This window comes from Streptomyces sp. NPDC048331, from assembly GCF_043201215.1.
Lineage (GTDB): Bacteria > Actinomycetota > Actinomycetes > Streptomycetales > Streptomycetaceae > Streptomyces.
Window position 1 is genome coordinate 44596 of the sequence record NZ_JBICYT010000011.1, and the last position, 23502, is coordinate 68097.

Annotated in this window: 21 protein-coding genes; 11 read left to right on the forward strand and 10 right to left on the reverse strand. The window is 69.2% G+C overall.

The annotated features are described in order from the left end of the window. Positions 1-78: 78 nt before the first annotated feature. The 3 genes from ACGFYY_RS17825 (at position 79) to ACGFYY_RS17835 (ending at position 3186) form a co-directional block, all read left to right on the forward strand. Positions 79-681, forward strand: a complete 603-nt coding sequence (locus ACGFYY_RS17825; protein WP_030008393.1) for a PadR family transcriptional regulator — start codon at positions 79-81, stop codon at positions 679-681. Positions 682-730: 49 nt separating this feature from the next. Next, positions 731-1813: an inositol-3-phosphate synthase gene (locus ACGFYY_RS17830; protein ID WP_189737960.1), complete on the forward strand. Its 1083-nt coding sequence runs from the start codon at positions 731-733 to the stop codon at positions 1811-1813. Between the two features lie 104 nt (positions 1814-1917). Further along, positions 1918-3186, forward strand: a complete 1269-nt coding sequence (locus ACGFYY_RS17835; protein WP_393710379.1) for an MFS transporter — start codon at positions 1918-1920, stop codon at positions 3184-3186. 66 nt (positions 3187-3252) lie between these two features. Here ACGFYY_RS17835 and ACGFYY_RS17840 read toward each other — a convergent pair whose 3' ends face one another. Next, positions 3253-4719, reverse strand: coding sequence for a CCA tRNA nucleotidyltransferase (locus tag ACGFYY_RS17840; RefSeq protein ID WP_393710381.1), 1467 nt, complete (start codon positions 4717-4719; stop codon positions 3253-3255). Positions 4720-4905: 186 nt separating this feature from the next. Here ACGFYY_RS17840 and ACGFYY_RS17845 point away from each other — a divergent pair, with 186 nt between their 5' ends. The 7 genes from ACGFYY_RS17845 to trxA all read left to right on the forward strand — a co-directional run bounded on the left by ACGFYY_RS17845 (position 4906) and on the right by trxA (position 14438). Next, positions 4906-7170: a DUF6049 family protein gene (locus ACGFYY_RS17845; RefSeq protein WP_393710383.1), complete on the forward strand. Its 2265-nt coding sequence runs from the start codon at positions 4906-4908 to the stop codon at positions 7168-7170. A gap of 46 nt (positions 7171-7216) precedes the next feature. Then, positions 7217-9391: a murein biosynthesis integral membrane protein MurJ gene (gene murJ / locus ACGFYY_RS17850; protein ID WP_365273969.1), complete on the forward strand. Its 2175-nt coding sequence runs from the start codon at positions 7217-7219 to the stop codon at positions 9389-9391. 117 nt (positions 9392-9508) lie between these two features. Continuing rightward, positions 9509-11227 carry a protein kinase family protein gene (locus ACGFYY_RS17855; protein WP_393710386.1) on the forward strand — a complete coding sequence of 573 codons (1719 nt, stop codon included), beginning with the start codon at positions 9509-9511 and terminating at the stop codon, positions 11225-11227. Between the two features lie 108 nt (positions 11228-11335). Next, positions 11336-12031, forward strand: coding sequence for an RNA polymerase sigma factor SigM (gene sigM, locus ACGFYY_RS17860; RefSeq protein WP_365273975.1), 696 nt, complete (start codon positions 11336-11338; stop codon positions 12029-12031). Then, the gene (locus ACGFYY_RS17865) at positions 12028-12948 is read left to right on the forward strand and encodes an anti-sigma factor family protein (RefSeq protein WP_393710389.1); all 921 of its coding nucleotides are present in this window, start codon (positions 12028-12030) and stop codon (positions 12946-12948) included. The genes sigM and ACGFYY_RS17865 overlap by 4 nt, the downstream gene beginning before the upstream one ends. 128 nt (positions 12949-13076) lie before the next feature. After that, entirely contained in the window at positions 13077-14036 is a 960-nt protein-coding gene (gene trxB, locus ACGFYY_RS17870; protein ID WP_033214950.1) for a thioredoxin-disulfide reductase, read from the forward strand. Between the two features lie 60 nt (positions 14037-14096). Next, on the forward strand, positions 14097-14438 hold the full coding sequence (trxA, locus tag ACGFYY_RS17875; protein ID WP_365273981.1) for a thioredoxin: 342 nt from the start codon (positions 14097-14099) through the stop codon (positions 14436-14438). Between the two features lie 67 nt (positions 14439-14505). On the opposite strand, the gene ACGFYY_RS17880 is transcribed toward trxA, so the two are convergent. The 9 genes from ACGFYY_RS17880 to rpmH form a co-directional block, all read right to left on the reverse strand. Beyond that, positions 14506-15123: a GNAT family N-acetyltransferase gene (locus ACGFYY_RS17880; protein ID WP_030008404.1), complete on the reverse strand. Its 618-nt coding sequence runs from the start codon at positions 15121-15123 to the stop codon at positions 14506-14508. A 102-nt stretch (positions 15124-15225) separates the two neighbouring features. Beyond that, complete coding sequence (locus ACGFYY_RS17885) at positions 15226-16326, reverse strand: ParB/RepB/Spo0J family partition protein (protein WP_365273984.1); 1101 nt, start codon at positions 16324-16326, stop codon at positions 15226-15228. Continuing rightward, a complete protein-coding gene (locus ACGFYY_RS17890; RefSeq protein ID WP_365273987.1) occupies positions 16323-17411 on the reverse strand; it encodes a ParA family protein in 1089 nt (362 codons plus the stop codon). Before ACGFYY_RS17890 ends, ACGFYY_RS17885 begins: the two co-directional genes overlap by 4 nt. Before the next feature lie 276 nt (positions 17412-17687). After that, on the reverse strand, positions 17688-18404 hold the full coding sequence (gene rsmG, locus ACGFYY_RS17895) for a 16S rRNA (guanine(527)-N(7))-methyltransferase RsmG (protein WP_030008407.1): 717 nt from the start codon (positions 18402-18404) through the stop codon (positions 17688-17690). 137 nt (positions 18405-18541) lie between these two features. Beyond that, on the reverse strand, positions 18542-19054 hold the full coding sequence (locus ACGFYY_RS17900) for a R3H domain-containing nucleic acid-binding protein (protein WP_365273990.1): 513 nt from the start codon (positions 19052-19054) through the stop codon (positions 18542-18544). A gap of 15 nt (positions 19055-19069) precedes the next feature. Then, entirely contained in the window at positions 19070-20173 is a 1104-nt protein-coding gene (gene yidC, locus ACGFYY_RS17905) for a membrane protein insertase YidC (RefSeq protein ID WP_393710394.1), read from the reverse strand. 3 nt (positions 20174-20176) lie between these two features. Further along, positions 20177-20458 carry a membrane protein insertion efficiency factor YidD gene (yidD, locus tag ACGFYY_RS17910; protein ID WP_076043740.1) on the reverse strand — a complete coding sequence of 94 codons (282 nt, stop codon included), beginning with the start codon at positions 20456-20458 and terminating at the stop codon, positions 20177-20179. Continuing rightward, positions 20455-20829: a ribonuclease P protein component gene (gene rnpA, locus ACGFYY_RS17915; protein WP_078851074.1), complete on the reverse strand. Its 375-nt coding sequence runs from the start codon at positions 20827-20829 to the stop codon at positions 20455-20457. The genes yidD and rnpA overlap by 4 nt, the downstream gene beginning before the upstream one ends. A gap of 21 nt (positions 20830-20850) precedes the next feature. Further along, positions 20851-20988, reverse strand: coding sequence for a 50S ribosomal protein L34 (gene rpmH, locus ACGFYY_RS17920; RefSeq protein WP_008741645.1), 138 nt, complete (start codon positions 20986-20988; stop codon positions 20851-20853). 355 nt (positions 20989-21343) lie between these two features. Here rpmH and dnaA point away from each other — a divergent pair, with 355 nt between their 5' ends. Beyond that, the gene (dnaA, locus tag ACGFYY_RS17925; protein WP_393710398.1) at positions 21344-23131 is read left to right on the forward strand and encodes a chromosomal replication initiator protein DnaA; all 1788 of its coding nucleotides are present in this window, start codon (positions 21344-21346) and stop codon (positions 23129-23131) included. Positions 23132-23502 lie beyond the last annotated feature (371 nt).

The following is a 23502-nucleotide window of genomic DNA, read 5'->3' on the forward strand; positions in this document are numbered from 1 at the left end:
CCCGTTCTATCGTCTGGATGTATCGAGCCGATACATCAGCTCGGCATAAAGACTCAGGGGCGGAGGAGAGGCAGGCGGATGAGCAGACGCTCAGGCATCCTCGAGTTCGCCGTCCTCGGCCTGCTCCGCGAATCCCCCATGCACGGCTACGAGCTGCGCAAGCGGCTCAATACCTCGCTGGGGGTGTTCAGAGCCTTCAGCTACGGGACGCTCTACCCCTGCCTCAAGACGCTGGTCGCCAACGGCTGGTTGATCGAGGAACCGGGCAACGCCCCGGAGGACGCGCTCGCCGCTTCACTCGCAGGGCGCCGCGCCAAGATCGTCTACCGGTTGACGGCCGCGGGTAAGGAGCACTTCGAGGAGTTGCTCTCCCACACGGGCCCGGACACCTGGGAGGACGAGTCCTTCGCCGCCCGGTTCGCCTTCTTCGGCCAGACCGAACGAGACGTCCGCATGCGGGTGCTGGAGGGCCGCCGCAGCCGGCTGGAGGAGCGGCTGGAGAAGATGCGCGCCTCGATCGCCCGGACGCGGGAGCGCCTCGACGACTACACGCTCGAGCTGCAGCGGCACGGCATGGAGTCCGTGGAGCGCGAAGTGCGCTGGCTGAACGAGCTCATCGAGAGTGAGCGGGCGGGACGGGATCGCAGACGATCCGGCCCGTCCGACGAAACTGAAAAATGAGGCCTGCATCTCGCAGACCTCGTCCGAGAACAAACAGGGAGCAACCGGAATGGGTTCGGTTCGCGTAGCCATCGTCGGCGTAGGCAACTGCGCCGCCTCGCTGGTGCAGGGCGTCGAGTACTACAAGGACGCCGACCCGGCGGCCAAGGTCCCCGGTCTGATGCACGTCCAGTTCGGCGACTACCACGTGCGTGACATCGAGTTCGTCGCCGCGTTCGACGTCGACGCGAAGAAGGTCGGCCTCGACCTTTCGGACGCCATCGGCGCCAGCGAGAACAACACCATCAAGATCTGTGACGTCCCGAACGCCGGTGTGACCGTCCAGCGCGGCCACACCTACGACGGCCTGGGCAAGTACTACCGCATGACGATCGAGGAGTCCGCCGAGGCTCCGGTCGACGTGGTCCAGGTCCTCAAGGACCGCGAGGTCGACGTCCTGATCTGCTACCTGCCCGTCGGTTCCGAGGACGCGGCGAAGTTCTACGCCCAGTGCGCCATCGACGCCAAGGTCGCCTTCGTCAACGCCCTCCCGGTCTTCATCGCCGGCACCAAGGAGTGGGCCGACAAGTTCACCGAGGCCGGTGTCCCGATCGTCGGCGACGACATCAAGTCCCAGGTCGGCGCCACCATCACGCACCGCGTGATGGCGAAGCTGTTCGAAGACCGCGGTGTCCGTCTCGAGCGCACGATGCAGCTCAACGTCGGCGGCAACATGGACTTCAAGAACATGCTCGAGCGCGACCGCCTCGAGTCGAAGAAGATCTCCAAGACGCAGGCCGTCACCTCGCAGATCCCCGACCGTGAGCTCGGCGAGAAGAACGTCCACATCGGCCCGTCCGACTATGTCGCGTGGCTCGACGACCGCAAGTGGGCCTACGTCCGCCTCGAGGGCCGCGCCTTCGGCGACGTCCCGCTGAACCTCGAGTACAAGCTCGAGGTGTGGGACTCCCCGAACTCGGCCGGTGTCATCATCGACGCCCTGCGCGCCGCGAAGATCGCCAAGGACCGCGGTATCGGCGGCCCGATCCTGTCGGCGTCCAGCTACTTCATGAAGTCCCCGCCGGTCCAGTACTTCGACGACGAGGCCCTGGCCAACGTCGAGAAGTTCATCAAGGGCGAGGTCGAGCGCTAACCGAACCCAAGGGTCGACACGACACCTGGACTTCGGCAGTTCTTCCGCGGAGGGTCCCCGGGCAATGTGCCCGGGGACCCTCCGCGTATGTGACCCTTGCCCTCATGCCTGTCGTACGTGATCTGCGCGTACTCCTGCGCCTGAAAGATTTCCGCAACCTGCTCGCCGTACGGCTGCTCTCCCAAGCCGCGGACGGCGTCTACCAGGTCGCACTCGCCACCTACGTCATCTTCTCCCCGGAGAAGCAGACCTCCCCGGCGGCCATCGCCTCCGCCATGGCGGTACTGCTGCTGCCGTATTCGGCGATCGGCCCCTTCGCCGGGGTGCTGCTCGACCGCTGGCGGCGCCGCCAGGTCTTCCTCTACGGCAATCTCCTGCGGGCCTTCCTCGCCTGCGTCACCGGGATGCTGATCGTCGCGCAGGTGCCCGACTGGCTCTTCTACGCCTCGGCCCTGTCCGTGACCGCCGTCAACCGCTTCGTGCTGTCCGGGCTCGCCGCCTCGCTGCCCCATGTCGTCGGGCCCGATCAGCTGGTCACCGCGAACGCTCTCTCCCCCACCGCCGGAACCCTCGCGGCGGTGGCGGGGGGCGGGCTGGCCTTCCTCGTTCGGCTGCTGGCCTCCGACTCCAACGCCCTCGTGGTGCTCCTGGGTGCCGGGCTCTACCTGTCCGCCGCCCTGGTCTCCCTACAGCTGGCCATCGGCCTCCTCGGCCCGGACCACCCCGCCGGCCGGGCCCATCCCTCGGTCGCCGAAGGCGTGGCCCTCACGGTGCGGGGGATGGCCGAGGGCCTGCGCCACCTCGCATCCCGGCGCGAGGCCGCCCGCGCGCTCGCCGCGATGACCATGATGCGGTTCTGCTACGGGGCCCTGTTCGTCATGCTCCTGATGCTCTGCCGCTACGCCTGGTCGGACAACGAGTCCGACGGGCTGGCCCTGCTGGGCATCGCCGTCGGCGCCTCCGGGGCCGGCTTCTTCGCCGCCGCCGTGGTGACCCCTTGGCTGGTGGGCCGGTTGGGCCCGCTGGGCTGGATCACCGCCTGCTCCGCGGGCGCCGCGGTCCTGGTGCCCGCCCTCGGGCTGTTCTTCGCCCCGGAACCGATGCTGGCCGCCGCCTTCGTGCTCGGCCTCGCCACCCAGGGCGCCAAGATCGCCACCGATACCGAAGTGCAATCCCGGGTGGACGACGACTACCGCGGCCGCGTCTTCTCCGTCTACGACGTGCTCTTCAACGTCGCGTTCGTCGGCGCGGCGGCGGTGGCCTCCCTGATGCTGCCCGCCGACGGGCGGTCCGTGGCCCTGGTCCTCATCGTGTCCGTCCTCTACGCCGCGACCGCCGTGCTGCTGGCCCGGGGCGAACGACGTTTCACGTGAAACATCAGCGCCGACGGATCACGGGGTCGATGTTTCACGTGAAACATCGACCCCGTGATCCGTGACTCAGGCCTGCGCGGCCCACCACTCCTTCAGCGCGACGACAGCGGCGTCACGGCCCATCGGGCCGTTCTCCAGCCGCAGCTCCAGCAGGAAGGCGTAGGCCTTGCCGATCACCGGACCGGGGCCCACGTCGAGCACCTGCATGATCTCGTTGCCGTCCAGATCGGGCCGAATCGCGTCCAGCTCCTCCTGCTCCTGCAGCTGCGCGATGCGCTCCTCCAGCCCGTCGTAGGTCCGGGAGAGGGCATTGGCCTTGCGCTTGTTGCGCGTGGTGCAGTCGGACCGGGTCAGCTTGTGCAGACGTTCCAGCAGCGGCCCGGCATCGCGGACGTAGCGCCGCACCGCGGAGTCGGTCCACTCCCCGTCGCCGTAACCGTGGAAGCGCAGGTGCAGCTCCACGAGCCGGGACACGTCCTTGATCATGTCGTTGGAGTACTTCAGAGCGGTGAGCCGCTTCTTGGTCATCTTCGCGCCCACCACCTCGTGGTGGTGGAAGGAGACCCGGCCGTCGCTCTCGAACCGGCGGGTGCGGGGCTTGCCGATGTCGTGGAGCAGGGCCGCGAGCCGCAGGACCAGGTCCGGGCCGTCCTCCTCCAGCGCGATCGCCTGCTCCAGCACGATCAGCGAGTGGTCGTAGACGTCCTTGTGCCGGTGGTGCTCGTCACTCTCCAACCGCAGCGCGGGCAGCTCGGGGAGCACCCGGTCGGCGAGTCCGGTGTCCACCAGCAGCCCCAGACCCTTGCGCGGGTGGGCGGAGAGGATCAGCTTGTTCAGCTCGCCCTGGATCCGCTCCGCGGAAACGATCTCGATCCGCTCGGACATCGCCTTCATGGCCGCGACGACCTCGAGGTCGACCTCGAAGTCCAGCTGCGCGGCGAACCGTGCCGCCCGCAGCATCCGCAGCGGGTCGTCGGAGAAGGACTCCTCCGGGGTTCCGGGAGTGCGCAGCACGCCGGCGGCCAGGTCCTCCAGACCGCCGTGCGGGTCGATGAACTCCTGCTCGGGCAGAGCCAGGGCCATGGCGTTGACCGTGAAGTCACGCCGGACCAGGTCCTCGTCGATCGAGTCGCCGTAGGAGACCTCGGGCTTGCGCGACGTACGGTCGTAGGCCTCCGACCGGTACGTCGTCACCTCGATCTGGAAATTCCGTACGACGTCCCCGGAGCGGGCGCTCTTCTGCGCCCCGACGGTGCCGAAAGCGATACCGACGTCCCACACCGAGTCCGCCCACGGCCGGACGATCTTCAGAACGTCCTCGGGGCGGGCATCGGTGGTGAAGTCGAGATCGTTGCCGAGACGCCCCAGCAGCGCGTCGCGGACGGACCCACCGACCAGGGCGAGGCGGAAGCCCGCCTCCTGGAAACGGCGGCCGAGCTCGTCGGCGACAGGAGCGACCCGCAGCAGTTCACTGACCGCGCGGCGCTGCACCTGACTCAGGGCACTGGGGTTGTCTTCGTTGGCGTTCGGCACAACTGAAAAGGGTACGTGCCCGTCCCCCCAGGGGCCGCCCCGTTTTGCGGCCACCCCGGTACCCGACCACCGGGCCCCTGAGCCGATCATGTGGAGCAAGGCGCGGCACTCGCACACAGCGGGCCTCGTTACCATGCGTGGACGCACAAAAGACGACCACTGACACTTCGAGGGACGGGCTAGCGCGTGGCCGAGGCGGCAGACAACCAGGGGGCGTCCCCCGCTCCTGCCCGGCGTAGGTGGCTGCGGCGGGCGATCGTCCTGCTCGCCGGGACGCCCGTGCTGGCTGCCCTGATCTACTCGCCCGCCCCCCGGGCCGAGGCCGCTCAGGCCGCGTCCGTGGACGTCCAGCTGACCTCCATGGCCCCCACGGCACCGGTCAAGGGCGACACCCTGACCATCAAGGGCACCGTACTCAACACCGGCCCTGAGAAGATCACCGGCGCACACGTCGGTCTGCGGGTCGGGCCCGCGCTCGCGGACCGCTCGTCCATCGACGAAGCGGCGGAGCGCACCGGCTTCCGGGCCGGCGCCGACCCGGGTGAGATCGACCCGGCCTACGCGGTGAAGATCGACTCCCTGCCGTCGAAGGTCAGCCAGGAATTCACGCTGACCATCCCGGTGAACAAGCTGGAGCTCGACAAGGACGGCGTCTACCAGCTCGGCGTCTCCCTGTCCGGGGTGACCGACAGCCGCCCGTCCGAGCAGGTGATGGGCATCAAGCGGACCTTCCTGCCCTGGCAGCCGGAGGCCGCCGCCAAGCGCTCCCAGCTCACCTATGCCTGGCCGCTGATCTCCAGCACCCGCGTGACGGCGGAGACCGGCTCCGACGAGCTCCAGACCCCCGTGTTCCTCGACGACTCCCTCGCCGATGAGCTCAGGCCGGGCGGGCGCCTGGAGCAGATGGTCACCCTCGGCAAGGACCTGCCGATCACCTGGGTCATCGACCCCGACCTGCTCTACACGGTCGACGCGATGACCAAGGGCTACCGGGTCCGCAGCCCGGGCGGCAAGCCCGTCCAGGGCAAGAGCAAGGCCGTCGCCGAGCAGTGGCTGAGCTCCTTGGAGGCGGCCGTCCAGGGCAAGAAGGTCGTCGCCCTGCCGTTCGCCGACCCGGACCTCGCCTCCTTGGCCCACCACGGCAAGGACGTCTCGGGCACCCTGGGCCAGCTGCGCCCCGCCACCGACAAGGCGAAGCAGGCCGTCGAGACGGTCCTGCACGTCCCCGCGTCCACCGACTTCTCCTGGCCCGTGGACGGCGCCATCGATCCGTCGATCGTGAACGTCGCCACCTCGGCCGGCGCGCACAACGTCCTCACCCGTAGTGACAGCCTCGTGGAGAGCGGAGCCCTCGGCTACACGCCCTCGGCCGCCCGCCCCATCGGCGCCGGCACCACTGCCGTCGTCGCCGACGCCGACCTGTCCACCGCCTTCGAGGGCGACATGCTGAACGCCGGGACCTCCACGCTCGCCGTGCAGCGGTTCCTCGCCCACAGCCTCGCCCTGAACCTGCAGGGCACCGACGAGCCGCGCAGCTTCGTCGTCGCCCCTCAGCGGACGCCCAGCGTCAGCCAGGTCCAGTCGATGGCCGCTGCCGTACGCGGCCTCCAGGCGGGCCGCTGGACCCAGCCGACGGACCTCGAGGCCGCGGCCGCGGCCAAGCCCGACCCCGGAGCCACCACCCAGGTGCCGGGCGCCGGTCAGTACCCCGAGGCCCTGCGCAAGCAGGAGATGCCGGTGGCGGCCTTCGAGAAGATCCGCACGACGCAGAACACCCTCGACCGCTTCAAGGTGATCCTCGCCGCGCCCGACCGCGTGGTGATCCCCTTCGGCAACACCACCAACCGGGAGATGTCCACCTCCTGGCGCGGCCGCCCCGACGAGGCCCGCCTGTACCGGGACGAGGTGCAGAACTACCTGATCGGTCTCACCGAGAAGGTCAAGGTCATCCCGAAGTCGGACGCCACCTTGTCCGGACACAGCGCCACCATCCCGGTCAGCGTCCAGAACAGCCTGGTCCAGGACGTCCACGACCTCGTCCTGCGTGTGAAGTCCGCCAACCCGACCCGCTTGATGTTCGGCGACAAGGGCGAGGCCGAGCAGCAGGTCACCGTCCAGGGCGACCACACCCAGACGGTCAAGTTCACCGCCAACGCCACGGCGAGCGGCCCCGTCGAGGTGACGGCGCAGCTGTTCACCAAGGACGGCGTCCCCTACGGCAAGGAACGCAAGTTCACCGTCGAGGCCACCGAGATCACGCCCACCGTGATGCTCGTCATCGCCGGCGGTGTGCTCCTCCTGGTCCTGGCAGGCATCAAGATGTACGCCAGTCGCAAGCGCGTCGCAGCACGCGCGGCCGCCGAGGAGAGCACGCAGCCGAGTGACGAGTCCCCGGACACCGCAGCGCAAAGCACCGAGGGGTCCGGCACGAGTGAGACAGTGGACCGTTGATTGACGCCGTGGCCGGTCGGCCTGGGGACGATGAGGTGGGGTTTCGATGAACGCGCCGTACGACGGTGACCGCGCGCAGGGCACTGGTGGGCCTGCGCCCTCCCAGGGCACTGCCCCGGGCACCCCGGTGCCCGGGCAGGTTCCCGCGCCTGCGCCCGCGCCGGAGCGTGACCCGTATGTCCAGGACGCCTACGACCACGACCCGTACCGGGCCCAGGACCTGTCGGCCCAGGACCCCGTCGCCGAGGTGCTCTACGACCGGGCCTCGCACCCGCCGCCGCCGCCCGGCACCTACCAGGAGCCCGGCCCGCTCTACGCCGCGCCGACCGCGCCCGCGTACTCTCCCGACCCGCACGTCTGGGCCCAGACCCCACCGCCGGAGCCGGACGGCCCCTCCCGCCACCTGCCGTACGGCGACCACGCCACGACCACCCAGTTCGTCGGCGTGGACTCCCTGGTCACCAACGCCTCGGAAGAGCAGCTCGAACCCGACGCCTTCGCGCACCTGTACCGGGACCAGGAGGCGGCGCCCCGCACCCCCGCCGAGGAGGCGCCCGTCGCCGCACCGGCGCCGAGCAAGCCCGCCGGACGGGCCTCCGGCCTGCTGAAGTCCAGCGCGCTGATGGCCGCGGGCACCATCGTGTCCCGCATCACCGGCTTCTTGCGGACCCTGGTCATCGCCGGTGCCATCGGTGTCGGCACCTTCAACGACACGTACCAGATCGCCAACACCCTGCCCACGATGATCTACGTGCTGGTCGGCGGCGGCGCCCTGAACGCCGTCTTCATCCCGCAGCTCGTCCGGGCCATGAAGAACGACGACGACGGCGGACAGGCGTACGCCAACCGGCTGCTCACCCTCGTCGTGGTGCTGTTGGCGGGCATCACCACCATCTGTGTCCTGGCCGCACCGGTGTTCATCACGATGATGTCGCCGAAGATCGCCTCCGACCCGCAACAGATGGACGTCGCGGTCGCCTTCGCCCGCTACTGCCTGCCCACCATGTTCTTCATGGGCATCCACGTGGTCCTGGGTCAGATCCTCAACGCCCGCGGCCGCTTCGGCGCGATGATGTGGACCCCGGTCCTCAACAACATCGTGGTCATCGCCACCTTCGGCGCCTTCATCTGGGCCTTCGGCGGCTTCACCACCTCCGGCGTCAACGCCACCACCGTCACCCCCGAGGGGGTGCGCCTGCTGGGCCTGGGCACCCTGCTCGGCCTCACCGTCCAGGCCCTCGCGATGCTGCCGTACCTGCGCGACGCGGGCTTCAAGCCGCGCCTGCGCTTCGACTGGCGGGGCCACGGCCTCGGCAAGGCCGCCGGCCTGGCCAAGTGGACGTTCTTCTTCGTCCTCGCCAACCAGGTCGGCCTCGTGGTCGTCACCCAGCTCGCCACCTGGGCCGGTTCCGTGGCGGAGAAGCAGGGCCACCCCGGTACCGGCATCACCGCCTACAACTACGCGCTGCTGCTGTGGCAGATGCCGCAGGCCATCATCACCGTCTCCGTCATGACGGCCGTCCTGCCCCGCATCTCCCGCTCCGCCCACGACGGCGACGCCGCCGCGGTCCGCGACGACATCTCGTACGGGCTGCGCACCTCGGCCGTCGCGATCGTGCCCTGCGCCTTCGCGTTCCTCGCCCTCGGTGTCCCGATGGCCACCCTGCTCTACGCCGGCTCGGGCTCGGGCGCCCAGAACATCGGCTACATCCTGATGGCGTTCGGCCTCGGCCTGATCCCGTACTCGATCCAGTACGTGGTCCTGCGCGGCTTCTACGCCTACGAGGACACCCGCACGCCCTTCTACAACACCTGCATCGTCGCCGCCGTCAACGCGGCGGTCTCCACGCTCTCCTTCTTCGTGCTCCCCGCCCGGTGGGCGGTGGTCGGCATGGCCGCCGCCTACGGGCTCGGCTACGCCGTCGGCGTCGGAGTGGCCTGGCGCCGGCTGCGTGCCCGGCTCGGTGGCGACCTCGACGGGGCGCACGTGATGCGCACCTACGCCCGTCTCACCGGTGCCTGCGTCCCGGCCGCCGCCGTGGCCGGCGCCGCCGCCTACGGGGTCACCCAGTGGCTGGGCAGCGGAGTCACCGGCTCCGCCGCGTCCCTCGTCGCCGGCGGGATCGCCCTGGCCGCGGTGTTCCTCATCGCCGCCAAGCGGATGCGGATCGAAGAGCTCAACGCGATGGTCGGAATGGTCCGCGGACGTTTGGGGCGCTGATGCGCACAACCGTCGCCCCCTTTCGTGTGTCGTGCTTAGCGTCGGACTGTGGGCACAATTGGCATGGCTTCGCAGACTGGCCGACAGCGCGCAACGGATGGGGAGGCGGGAACGACGGTGGCGGAACGTAGCACGGCTGCCGTCGACGTGGCCGACAGCGGCAATGAGCCGCTGACCGCTCAGGCGGCACAGGCCACGTCCGACGGGGTGGACACCCAGAACGGACGAGCCGCGGACGGACCCATGCCCGACAAGGACGGCGAACGCACCAACGCGGCCCCTGCGGCCGCACCCGAACTGCACAGCGGACACAAGCTCGCCAGACGCTATCGGCTGGAAGAGTGCGTCACCCGTGTGGACGGATTCAGCAGTTGGCGCGCGATGGACGAGAAACTGCGCCGAGCCGTGGGTGTGCACCTGATGCCCGCCGACCACGCGCGCGCCCGCTCCGTCCTGGCCGCCGCACGGTCCTCCGCCCTGCTCGGCGACCCGCGGTTCGTCCAGGTCCTGGACGCCGTGGAGGAGAACGACCTCGTCTACGTCGTCCACGAGTGGCTGCCCGACGCCACCGAACTCACCGCCCTCCTCGCCCTCGGCCCCCTGGAGGCCCACGAGGCCTACCAGCTCGTCAGCCAGGTCTCCCAGGCCATGGCCGCCGCACACCGTGAAGGTCTCGCCCATCTGCGGCTGACGCCGAGCGCGATACTGCGCACCTCCACCGGCCAGTACCGCATCCGTGGCCTCGCCGTGAACGCCGCCCTGCGCGGCATCACCAGCGAGACTCCGCAGCGGGCCGACACCGAGGCCATCGGCGCCCTGCTGTACGCCGCCCTCACCCAGCGCTGGCCGTACGAGAGCGACGCGTACGGCCTCACCGGCCTGCCCAAGGGCGTCGGCCTGATCGCCCCCGACCAGGTACGCGCCGGTGTGCACCGGGGCCTGGGCGAACTCGCCATGCGCGCACTCGCCAACGACGGGGCCACCGCCTCCCGTCAGGAACCCGCCTGCACCACCCCCGACGAGCTGGCCAAGGCCGTGGCCGCGATGCCCCGCATCCGGCCGCCGGAGCCCGCCTTCACCGCGCCGCCGGAGTACCAGCACACCACCTACCAGCAGGGGAACTACGGCCGTCCCACGCCTCCCGGCGTGAACACCGCGCAGAGCCGGCCCGTCGTACCCCCGCCGCCCCCGCTGCAGAGCCGTACCGGCCGGGCGCTCAAGTGGGGCGTCGCCGCCCTGCTCATCGCCGCCCTCGGCCTGGGCAGCTGGCAGCTGGCCGACAAGCTCCTGGACCACAGGGGCCAGCAGGGCAACAGCGGCACCAACAACAACCCGCAGACCGGTACCGAGGACAACCCGAAGCAGCCCGAACCCGGCAAGGAACTGAAGATCCGGGACGTCTCCGTGCTCGGGGGCTCGGTGAAGCCCGCCTTGGCTCCGAAGACCATCGACGGGGACCCCGGATCCGCCTGGATCACCCCCGAGTACTACAACTACGCCAACTTCGGCCGTCTGGAGACGGAGAACGACGGCAGCGGGATCATCGTCGACCTGGGCGAGGTCCGGTACGTGTCCGGGCTCGACATCGACATGTATCTGCCGGGACAGACGGTCGAGATCCTCGCCGCCACCGCAGACAGCGCCGCCCCTGGCTCCGTCTCCGGCTTCGCCCAGCGGATAACCGAGCTGAAGCGCACCGACAAGAAGATCGAGACCACGCTCGACACCCCGATCCGTGCCCGCTACGTGCTGATCCACATCACCGAGCTGCCCTCTTCCGGCGGCGGCTACCGGGGCGGGATCAACGAGATCAAGGTGCTCGGCTCGTCGTCCTGAGCGCACTCCCATCGGCCGCACGCGGCCCGCTCGCCGGGCGGGCCGCGTGATTCTTTACGCGCCCGGCCGGCGCCCCTAGGCTCCGTCCGGGGAGGAAGCAGGGGTGTGATGCGAGAAGGAACCACGGAAGGCCGCAGCGACCAGGAGCTCCTGGCGCAGCACGTGGCCGGGGATCCCGAGGCCTTCGGTGAGCTCGTCCGGCGTCACCGCGACCGGCTGTGGGCCGTGGCGCTGCGGACCCTCGGGGACCGGGAGGAAGCCGCGGACGCCGTACAGGACGCCCTGGTCTCCGCCTACCGGGCCGCCCACACTTTCCGCGGGGATTCCGCCGTCACCACCTGGCTGCACCGGATCACCGTCAACGCCTGCCTGGACCGGGCCCGCAAGGCCGCCTCCCGCCGGACCTCGCCCATCGAGGACACGGACCGCCTGGAGCGCCTTCTGGAGCCCCATGAGTCCGCGGAGGCCCCGGCGGAACGCCAGGACCTCCATCGCCAGCTCCTGGCCGCTCTGAGTACCCTCCCGGCCGATCAGCGGGCCGCGCTGGTCCTCGTCGACATGCAGGGATACCCCGTCGCCGAGGCCGCCCGGCTCCTCGACGTGCCCACCGGCACCGTCAAGAGCCGGTGCGCGCGCGGCCGGGCGAAACTCGTGCCACTCCTCACTCATCTGCGCACGAATGCCGGGGATAACACCGCCACCGAGCGGGGAAGGAACCGGACGCCGGGCCCGCCCGTCCCACCAGCGGCAGAACCCAGGCATCCAGACCCAGACGCTGTGAAGGGCGGAGGTGGACGATCATGACCCCGCCCACTGGCATGTCCGGCACGACCGGCACGATCCGGCACCCGGACGTCTCGGAGATCTCCGACCTGACCGAAGGTCTCCTCTCCCCGTCCCGTACCGCCGAGATCCGGCGCCATCTCGACGACTGCGCCCTGTGCGCCGATGTCCTCGCTTCCTTGGAGGAGATCCGCTCCCTCCTCGGCACCCTCCCGGGCCCGGCCCGGATGCCCTCCGACATCGCCGGACGCATCGACGCGGCCCTCGCCGCGGAGGCCCTTCTCGATTCCACCCGGCCGCGGGTGCGCGACGTACCGGCCGACCGTCCCCGTACACCCGACCGCGATGTTTCACGTGGAACAGCGCCCGCCGGTCACCCGACCGGCCCAACCGGACCGGGGCGACGGCGCGCGCGTCGCCGGATCGCCGTCCTCACCGGGCTGGCCGGAGCCGCGGCCTGCGCCCTGGGCATCTTCCTGTTCGGCGACTTCTCGGGCCCGCCCACCCACGAAACCGCCACGAGTGGCCAGGCGTCCGACTCCGCCGAGCGGCCGTCCGCCGCTGCCTCGGGCGGGGACACGTACACCGCTCAAGGACTCCCGGACAGCGTCCGGCAGCTCATCGCGGGCGGCCCGGGCGCCAAGAACGTTCCCCAGGAGCAGAACAACACCCTCGGGCTGGAGAACACCGCACCCGCCCCGGGGGACAAGCGGGGAGCGACGTCCGTCCCGGCCTGCGTCCAACAGGCCACCGGCCGGCCCGACGCCCCGCTCGGCGCCGAACGCGGCAGCTACCAGGGCACCCCCGTCTACCTCCTCGTCCTGCCGCACCCTGCCGACTCCGCCCGCGTGGACGCCTACCTCGTCGACACGGCATGCGAGCAGACCGGTTCGGACAGCCCCGGAAAGGTCCTTCTGACGAACACCTACGCGCGGTAGCCGAGGCGTTCAGGGCCGTGGTGGGACAAGCGGGGAATGCATGCGCCGTAGGATCCGTTGGGTGGGGTGAGAGTCCGCACCGGCCCCCGGTAGGCAGTACGCAGTCCGCAGAGACGAGGAAGAAACCCGTGAGCGACGTCCGAAACGTGATCATCATCGGCTCCGGGCCGGCCGGTTACACCGCCGCCCTGTACACCGCACGCGCTTCGCTCAAGCCCCTGGTCTTCGAAGGAGCCGTCACCGCGGGTGGCGCCCTGATGAACACCACCGAGGTGGAGAACTTCCCGGGCTTCCAGGACGGCATCATGGGCCCCGACCTCATGGACAACATGCGTGCCCAGGCCGAGCGCTTCGGCGCCGAGCTGATCTCGGACGACGTCGTGGCCGTGGACCTCAGCGGTGAGATCAAGACCGTCACCGACACCGCCGGCACCGTGCACCGCGCGAAGGCCGTCATCGTCACCACCGGTTCGCAGCACCGCAAGCTCGGCCTCCCCAACGAGGACGCCCTCTCCGGCCGCGGTGTCTCCTGGTGCGCCACCTGCGACGGGTTCTTCTTCAAGGACCACGACATCGCCGTCGTCGGCGGCGGCGACACCGCGATCGAGGAGGCCACCTTCCTCTCGCGCTTCGCCAAGTCCGTCACGATCGTCCACCGCCGCGACAGCCTGCGCGCCTCGAAGGCCATGCAGGACCGCGCCTTCGCCGACCCGAAGATCAAGTTCGCCTGGGACAGCGAGGTCGCGGAGATCCACGGCGACCAGAAGCTCTCCGGCCTCACCCTGCGCAACACCAAGACCGGTGAGACCTCCGAGCTGCCCGTGACCGGCCTCTTCATCGCCGTCGGCCACGACCCGCGCACCGAGCTCTTCAAGGGCCAGCTCGACCTCGACGAGGAGGGCTACCTCAAGGTCGAGGCCCCCTCCACCCGGACCAGCGCCACCGGCGTGTTCGGCGCCGGCGACGTCGTGGACCACACCTACCGTCAGGCCATCACCGCTGCGGGCACCGGCTGCTCCGCCGCCCTCGACGCCGAGCGCTTCCTCGCGGCGCTCGCGGACGCCGAGAAGGTCCACGCAGCGGTCTGACCGGTCTGACCCCCACTCCGCCCCACCCCACACCCCGCAGGAAAGAAGAAGGAGGCCGCTGTGGCCGGCACCCTCAAGAACGTGACCGACGCTGACTTCGACGAGCAGGTTCTCAGGAGCGACAAGCCCGTACTGGTGGACTTCTGGGCCGCCTGGTGCGGACCGTGCCGCCAGATCGCGCCGTCCCTCGAGGCCATCGCCGCCGAGTACGGCGACCAGATCGAGATCGTCAAGCTCAACATCGACGAGAACCCGGCCACGGCCGCCAAGTACGGCGTCATGTCCATCCCGACGCTGAACGTCTACCAGGGCGGCGAGGTCGCCAAGACCATCGTCGGTGCGAAGCCGAAGGCCGCCATCCTGCGCGACCTCAACGAGTTCGTCGAGGTCAAGACCGCCTGACGCGCTCGATGTTTCACGTGAAACGGGGCCGCCCCTCCAGGGGGCGGCCCTGTTCCGCGTCTCGCGCTCACAGCGGCCGCAGCGCAGGCTCCTTGCGCGCCGCGCCCAGCAGCCGATCCAGCGCGAGCTCCACGTCTTCCTTCCAGGACAACGTCGAGCGCAGCTCCAGCCGCAGCCGCGGATGCACCGGATGCGGCCGTACGGTCTTGAAGCCCACCGCCAGGAGATGGTCTGCGGGCAGGAGACAGGCGGGCCCCTCCCAGTGCGCGTCCCCGAACGCCTCGATCGCCCGGAATCCTCGCCGCAGCAGGTCCTTGGCCACCGTCTGGACCATGACCCGTCCGAGCCCCTGCCCCTGATACCCCGGCATGATCCAGGCGGTGATCAGCTGCACGGCATCGGGCGAGACCGGGCTGGTCGGAAAGGCAGTGGCCCGCGGCACGTACGCCGGCGGCGCGTAGAGGACGAAGCCCACCGGAACCTCGTCCACGTAGACCACTCGGCCGCACGAACCCCACTCCAGCAGAACGGCGGAGATCCACGCCTCTTTCTCCTGCGCCGGAGTACCGGCCTTCACGGCGGCCTCGCCGCTGACCGGGTCCAGCTCCCAGAAGACGCAGGACCGGCAACGACGGGGCAGGTCCTGGAGGTTGTCCAGCGTGAGCGGTACCAGCCGACGACCCATGACCGCATCGTATCCACTGGTCCATCGTTCTTCGACAGCAAAGCGAAGGGGCGGATCGCACCGGTTCGCACCGCTGCGATCCGCCCCTCGGCGGCCCGGGGATCACTCCCCGGCAAGACCCTGATCCAGCACCCGACCCTCGCCCGGCGCCAGCGTCCCCAGAATCCGCTCCAGATCCTCCATCGAGGCGAACTCAACGGTGATCTTGCCCTTCTTCTGGCCCAGATCGACCTTCACCCGCGTCTCGAACCGGTCCGACAGTCGCGTCGCCAGCTCGTTGAGCGCCGGAGCCACCCGGGCACCCGCGCGCGGGCCCTTCGGCTTCACCACACTCGACGGCTCCGAGGCCATCAGCGTCACGATCTCCTCGACCGCGCGCACCGACAGGCCCTCGGCCACGATCCGGTGTGCCAGCTTGTCCTGCGCCTCGGAGTCCTCCACCGAGAGCAGCGCACGCGCATGCCCGGCCGACAGCACACCCGCGGCGACCCGGCGCTGCACCGAGGGGGACAGCTTCAGGAGCCGCAGTGTGTTCGACACCTGGGGACGCGAGCGCCCGATCCGGTCGGCCAGCTGGTCGTGGGTGCATTTGAAGTCACGCAGCAGCTGGTCGTAGGCCGCGGCTTCCTCCAGCGGGTTCAGCTGAGCCCGGTGCAGGTTCTCCAGCAGCGCGTCCAGCAGCAGCTTCTCGTCGTCCGTCGCGCGGATGATCGCCGGAATGGCCTCCAGCCCGGCCTCGCGGCAGGCGCGCCAGCGACGCTCACCCATGATCAGCTCATAGCGGCCGGGGGCCGACTGCCGCACCACCACCGGCTGGAGCAGGCCCACCTCCTGGATGGAGGTCACCAGCTCGGCGAGCGCGTCCTCGTCGAAGACCTCGCGCGGCTGGCGCGGGTTCGGCGTGATCGCGTCCATCGGGAGCTCCGCGAACGTGGCCCCCGCGACCGTATTGCTCTCGATCTCGTTCTCGGGCTGAGGCTCCGGACCGGCCTCCGGGACGATCGCGAGCGATGTTTCACGTGAAACATCGGCCTGTACGAGCGCAGCGAGCTTCGCCGCCGCGACCCCCCGCTCCGAAGCCAGCGTCGGCACCGCCGACGGGGACGTCGAACCGGCACCGATCACCGGGGGCGTCTTCTCCTGCGGAGCCGCGGGGATCAGCGCACCGAGCCCCCGCCCCAGACCCCTACGTCGATCACTCACTGGATCCCCTCCGCCACACTCTGCGTGCTGTTCGTGCCCGGGCCCAGATGGGCGTGCCGAGCCTCGTACTGAATGCCGACCCCCCGATACGCGATCTCTCGCGCTGCCTCCAGGTAGGAGAGGGAACCACTGGAACCCGGGTCGTACGTGAGCACCGTCTGCCCATAGCTGGGCGCCTCGGAAATGCGCACCGACCGGGGGATGCTCGTCCGCAGCACCTCCTTGCCGAAGTGGCTGCGTACCTCCTCCGCCACCTGCGAGGCCAGCCGCGTCCTGCCGTCGTACATCGTCAACAGGATGGTCGACACGTGGAGCGTCGGATTGAGGTGGGCCCGCACCAGATCGACATTGCGCAGCAGCTGCCCCAGGCCCTCCAGCGCGTAGTACTCGCACTGGATCGGGATCAGCACCTCCGCGCCGGCCACCAGGGCGTTCACCGTCAGCAGTCCGAGCGAGGGAGGACAGTCGATCAGGATGTAGTCGAGGGGCTGGTCGTACGCCTGGATCGCCCGCTGCAGGCGGCTCTCCCGTGCCACGAGCGACACCAGCTCGATCTCGGCGCCCGCCAGGTCGATCGTGGCCGGGGCACAGAAGAGCCCCTCCACGTCCACCACCGGTTGGACAACCTCCAGCAGGGGCCGGCTGTCCACGAGCACGTCGTAGATGGACGGCACATCGGCGTGGTGGTCGATGCCCAGCGCCGTGGACGCGTTGCCTTGCGGGTCGAGGTCGACCACCAGGACCCGTGCACCGTGCAGCGCGAGTGAGGCCGCCAGGTTCACGGTCGTCGTGGTCTTACCCACGCCGCCCTTCTGGTTGGCGACCACGATCACCCGGGTCTGATTCGGGCGGGGCAGCCTCTCACCGGCGCGCCCCAACGTCTCGACCGCCTGCTGGGCAGCTCGGCCGATGGGGGTGTCGTTGTCTACAAGAGGCGGTGGCAATGTTTCACGTGAAACATCCTCACCCGCCGATTCAGAGCGGGGACCGGGGACCGGATCGGCCATGGGCCCCGCGAGGTTGGCGTCGGACCGCACGGTGTCACTCTCCTCGACATCAGGCTCGCGATGAACAGAGCCTCCCATGTCACCCGGGTCGCGAACCAGCGGGGCCCGTACTCCTGTGGATGAATCCACCGTTGTGGACAACTCTGTCCCCCTTGCGTCCTTGCGCTGAAGGGGCGACGCAGCCGCACGACCGCGGCTGATGATTCCGTGCAGCAGAGAGCGACGTTTCACGTGAAACACGATGCCCGGAGGGAGTCCCCCGGCCTCTACGACACTCCGAAATCCATACCTATAGGGCCCAACACGGAGGAAAACTCCCGTGTGGGCCCCGGCTCTCGGCGAATCAGCGGAGGATCACCGGCGACGGCGGGTACGTCCCACCCGCGCCGCCTTAGCCCGCTTGGCCGCGAACCTCACCCCTCCAGGGCTTTCTCCGACTTCGACCCGCACGACCGTCGACAGAGGATCCACCAGACCCTCGCCCACGTGCAGCACCGAGGTCTTCACCACACCCAGCTTCGCCAGCGCCGTCTTCGCCGACACCAATTCCTCGTCCGCGGTGTCGCCCTTCAGGGCCAGCATCTCGCCGTACGGCCGCAGCAGCGGCACACCCCAGCCGGCCAGCCGGTCCAGCGGGGCCACCGCCCGCGCCGTCACCACATGCACCGGCTGCAGCTTGCCCAGGACCTCCTCGGCCCGCCCCCGCACCACCGTGACGTGGTCCAGGCCCAGCAGCTCGACGGCCTCCTGGAGGAAGGTCGTACGCCGCAGCAGCGGTTCCAACAGCGTGATCTTGAGATCACGGCGCACCAAGGCGAGCGGGATACCGGGCAGACCCGCACCCGAGCCCACATCGCACACGGTGACCCCCTGAGGGACCACCTCCGACAGCACCGCGCAGTTCAGCAGGTGCCGCTCCCACAGGCGCGGCACCTCACGCGGCCCGATCAGGCCCCGCTTGACTCCTGCGTCCGCCAGCAGCTCCGCGTACCGCACAGCTTCCGGGAAAAACTCACCGAACACCGCGCGCGCCTCTTCAGGCGCCGGGGGAAGCTCAGCTGCCTCCGTCACGGGGACCGTCCTTCCGTACCGCATGGTTCTGAAAAACCACGACTTCAAGATGAGGCGTCGTTCACCTGTCAGGCCAGGCTGACAAACATCGGCCCCGCCTGCGACACAGACGGGGCCGAGACAACTCGCGTCGACGATCAGGCCGGGAGCACAACGACGAAGCGCTGCGGCTCCTCGCCCTCCGACTCGCTGCGCAGACCGGCGGCCGCCACGGCGTCGTGGACGACCTTCCGCTCGAACGGGGTCATCGGAGCCAGCTTCAGCGGCTCGCCGGACGCCTTCACGTCCGCCGCGGCCTGAGCGCCCAGCGCCGCCAGCTCCTCGCGCTTCTTCGCGCGGAACCCGGCGATGTCCAGCATCAGCCGGCTGCGGTCCCCGGTCTCCCGGTGCACGGCGAGGCGGGTCAGCTCCTGCAGAGCCTCCAGGACCTCACCGTCGTGGCCCACGAGCTTCTGCAGATCACGGCTGGCGGAGTCACTGACGATCGACACCGCGGCCCGGTCGGCCTCGACGTCCATGTCGATGTCGCCGTCCAGGTCGGCGATGTCCAGCAGACCCTCGAGGTAGTCAGCCGCGATCTCACCCTCCTGCTCGAGGCGGGTCAGGGTGTCGCCACTCTCAGCGGCGGCGGTGGTGGTGCCTTCCGTCACGGGAGGGACTCCTTCTTACTTCTTGGGAGCGGGCTTGCTGGGGGTCTGACGCTGCGACTTCGACTGGCGCTTCGGCTGCTGCCGCTTCGCGGCACCGCCGCTCGCCGCATCCGAGTCCGCCGTGGCCTCGACACTCTTGATCACGGAGCCGTCCGCCTGGGCGGCCATGCCCTGCTTGCTCAGGGCGGCGACGAACTTGCGCTCGTTGTCGTTGCGGTCCGGGCCCTTGGCGACGATCGCCGAGACGACCCGCTTCTTGCCCCGGCCCTTGAGCTCACCGTGCGAGGTGATCTGCTTCAGCAGGCGGGTCAGGTACTGGTCCTGCGCCTTGCTGCCCGGCGTCGGGTTCTGGTTGATCACGTACATCTGCTGGCCCATGGTCCACACGTTCGTGGTCAGCCAGTAGACGAGAACACCGACGGGGAAGTTGATGCCCATGACCGCGAAGATCACCGGGAAGATGTACATCAGCATCTTCTGCTGCTGCATGAACGGCGTCTTGACCGAGAGGTCGACGTTCTTCTGCATCAGCTGACGCTGGGTGTAGAACTGCGACAGCGACATCATGATGATCATGACCGCGGTGACGATCCGGACGTCCGTGAGGGTGGCGCCGAGAGCGGCGACCTTCTCCGGGCTGTCCATGAACTTCGCGGCGATCGGCGCACCGAAGATCTTGGCCGCGCGGGCGCTGTCGACCAGCTGCTGGTCCATCGCGCCGACCGCCTTGCCGTCGGCGATGTTCGACAGCACGTGGTACAGCGCGAAGAAGAACGGGGACTGCGCCAGGATGGGCAGGCACGAGGAGAGCGGGTTGGTACCCGTCTCCTTGTACAGCTTCATCATCTCTTCGGACTGACGCTGCTTGTCGTTCTTGTAGCGCTCCTGGATCGCCTTCATCTTCGGCTGGAGCGCCTGCATACCCCGCGTCGCCTTGATCTGCTTCACGAAGAGCGGGATCAGACAGATACGGATCAAGATCACCAGGGACACGATGGACAGGCCCCAGGCCCACCCACTCGACTCACCGAAGATCGCCCCGTACATCGAGTGGAACTGGACGATGATCCACGAGACGGGGTAAGTGATAAAGCTGAACAGACTGGCAATCGTGTCCACTAATCAGGCTCCTTGAGCATTGCGAGATCTACGCAACGCACTGCGCAGCTGCTCGTGCCAACGCGGGCGTTTACGGGGTGGGACATGGTCCACGCCACCCGGGGACCACGGATTGCACCGCAGGATCCGCCAGGCGGTCAGGGCCGTCCCCTTCACCGCACCATGCCGGTCGATGGCCGTGTACCCGTAGTGCGAACACGACGGGTAGTAGCGGCACACCGGCCCGAGCAGCGGACTGATCGTCCACTGGTACAGCTTGATCAAAGCGAGCAGCGGGTACTTCATCGAGCCACGCCTCCCAGGAGCCGCACCAGAGCGGCATCCAGGTCCCGGGCCAGCTCGTCGGGGCCGGCATCACCCGCTCCGGGCAACGCGCGTACCACCACCAGGCTACCGGCGGGCAGCTGGGACAGCCGCTCGCGGACCAGATGGCGCAGACGGCGCTTGACCCGGTTACGTACGACGGCGTTGCCGACAGCCTTGCTGACGACGAAACCCGCACGCGACGAGGGATCGATCTCCCCCGACTCGTGCGGGTCCGTTGCACCGCTTGTACGTAGATGGACGACGAGGAGCGGGCGACCAGCCCGACGACCTCGACGTACCGCGCTCGCGAAGTCCTCGCGCCGCCTCAGCCGATTCTCGGGAGACAGCACGACGTCACGACCTGCGTGTGGTTACGCGGAAAGGGCGGCGCGGCCCTTGCCACGACGGTTCGCGAGGATCGCGCGACCGGCACGGGTACGCATCCGCAGGCGGAAGCCGTGGGTCTTGGCACGACGGCGGTTGTTCGGCTGGAAGGTGCGCTTGCTCACTCGGGGGCTCCAGAGAATGAATCGTTGTGGCGGGACATCGCCTGGCTGTCACCGTGCGCCCACGAGGAAACTCGCGTGTTCGCCCGAGTGGCACCGCTAAATGATCACTATCAGTGACCTTCGCCCATCGGTAGGCAGGCGGCAGCAGCCATCGACAACTCGACCTCGTTACGGTACGCGCGGCTACGCCATCCGGTCAAACCGAGCCGGCATGGCCCCACACTGTGCACAGGCTGTGGACAACGACTTGAACCGTACCCGTTGGCCTGACTACCGTTGCCTGACCCCGGATTTTTTGTCCCGACCGTCCCAAAGAACCACACATTCGTGGGACCCCTGTGAGAGAGCGTGCTCTGTGGCTGACGTACCTGCCGATCTTGCCGCAGTGTGGCCAAGGGTGCTCGAAAAGCTCCTCGGGGAGGGACAGCCGGGGATCGAGCCCAAGGACAAGCAGTGGGTGGAGCGTTGTCAGCCCCTGGCGCTCGTCGCCGACACCGCGTTGCTGGCCGTCCCCAATGAATGGGGCAAGCGCGTCCTCGAGGGCCGCCTCGCCCCGCTGATCAGTGACGCGCTCAGCCGTGAGTGCGGCCGGCCCATCCGGATCGCCATCACCGTGGACGACTCCGCCGGCGAGCCCGCGCCCCCCGCCCCGCCCGTCCAGCAGCAGGGCGGGTACGAGCCGTACGGCGGCCAGCGCCCCGGCGGCGGCCCGGGTGACGACCAGCTCCCCACCGCCCGCCCGGCCTATCCGGACTACCAGCAGCAGCGCCCCGAGCCCGGCGCCTGGCCCCGCGGTGGCCAACAGGACGACTACGGCTGGCAGCAGCCGCGCCTCGGCGGATTCCCCGAGCGCGACCCGTACGCCTCCCCGCAGCCGGGCTACCTCCAGCAGTCCGAGCCCTCCGGCTACGACCAGGGGTCCTACGAGCAGCAGAAGTACGAGCAGTCCCCGTACGAGCCGCAGCAGCAGCACCAGTCCCATCAATACGAGCAGCAGTCGTACGAGGCGAAGCAGTACGAGCCCCAGCAGTACGAGCAGCCGGCGCCGCGGCAGGCCCCCGGCCGGCCCTCGGCGCCGTCCGGCGGCTCCACCTCTGGCCCGCTGGAGCCGACCGCGCGGCTGAACCCCAAGTACCTCTTCGACACCTTCGTCATCGGCGCGTCCAACCGCTTCGCGCACGCCGCCGCGGTGGCCGTCGCCGAGGCGCCCGCGAAGGCCTACAACCCCCTTTTCGTCTACGGGGAGTCGGGCCTCGGCAAGACGCACCTGCTGCACGCCATCGGGCACTACGCGCGGAGCCTCTACCCCGGCACCCGGGTGCGGTACGTGAGCTCCGAGGAGTTCACCAACGAGTTCATCAACTCGATCCGCGACGGCAAGGGCGACGCGTTCCGCAAGCGCTACCGCGAGATGGACATCCTGCTCGTCGACGACATCCAGTTCCTCGCGAGCAAGGAGTCGACGCAGGAGGAGTTCTTCCACACCTTCAACACGCTCCACAACGCCAACAAGCAGATCGTGCTCTCCTCCGACCGGCCGCCCAAGCAGCTGGTCACCCTGGAGGACCGGCTCCGCAACCGCTTCGAGTGGGGCCTGATCACGGACGTCCAGCCGCCCGAGCTGGAGACCCGTATCGCGATCCTGCGCAAGAAGGCCGTCCAGGAGCAGCTCAACGCCCCGCCGGAGGTACTGGAGTTCATCGCCTCCCGCATCTCGCGCAACATCCGCGAGCTGGAGGGGGCGCTGATCCGGGTCACGGCCTTCGCGAGCCTCAACCGGCAGCCGGTCGACCTGGGCCTGACCGAGGACGTCCTGAAGAACCTGATCCCGGGCGGCGAGGACAGCGCCCCGGAGATCACGGCCTCCGACATCATGGCGGCCACCGCCGACTACTTCGGCCTGACCGTGGACGACCTGTGCGGCTCCTCGCGCAGCCGGGTCCTGGTCACCGCCCGGCAGATCGCCATGTACCTGTGCCGGGAGCTCACCGACCTCTCCCTGCCCAAGATCGGGGCGCAGTTCGGCGGCCGCGACCACACGACCGTCATGCACGCGGACCGCAAGATCCGCGCTCTGATGGCCGAGCGCCGCTCTATCTACAACCAGGTCACCGAGCTCACCAACCGCATCAAGAACGCCTGAGCGCGGCCCCCCGACACCCGGTTCGGGGCCGCTTCAGGGCCCCTTCAAACGCATCCAGAGGGCGCTCCCGGTCCACAACGGGGGCGCCCTTCTTCGTTCGCGCGCCCCTGACCTGTTCGAATACGCCCCCGCCGGAGCAACTCATCCACAGATTGGGAGACTTTCTTCCGTCCACACCCTGGGGACGGGTCGCGTCACCCACAATCTGTCCACAGGCATGCGGGGTGAGGCTCCATCAGGGCAGGTCAGACCCCTGTGGAATTGTGCACAAACATCATCCACAGGCTGTGGACAAATATTTCGTCCACAGCGCTGTCCACGGCGTTGTCCACCGTCGGCCCACAGGTTTCCACGTCCTGTGCACAGGATGC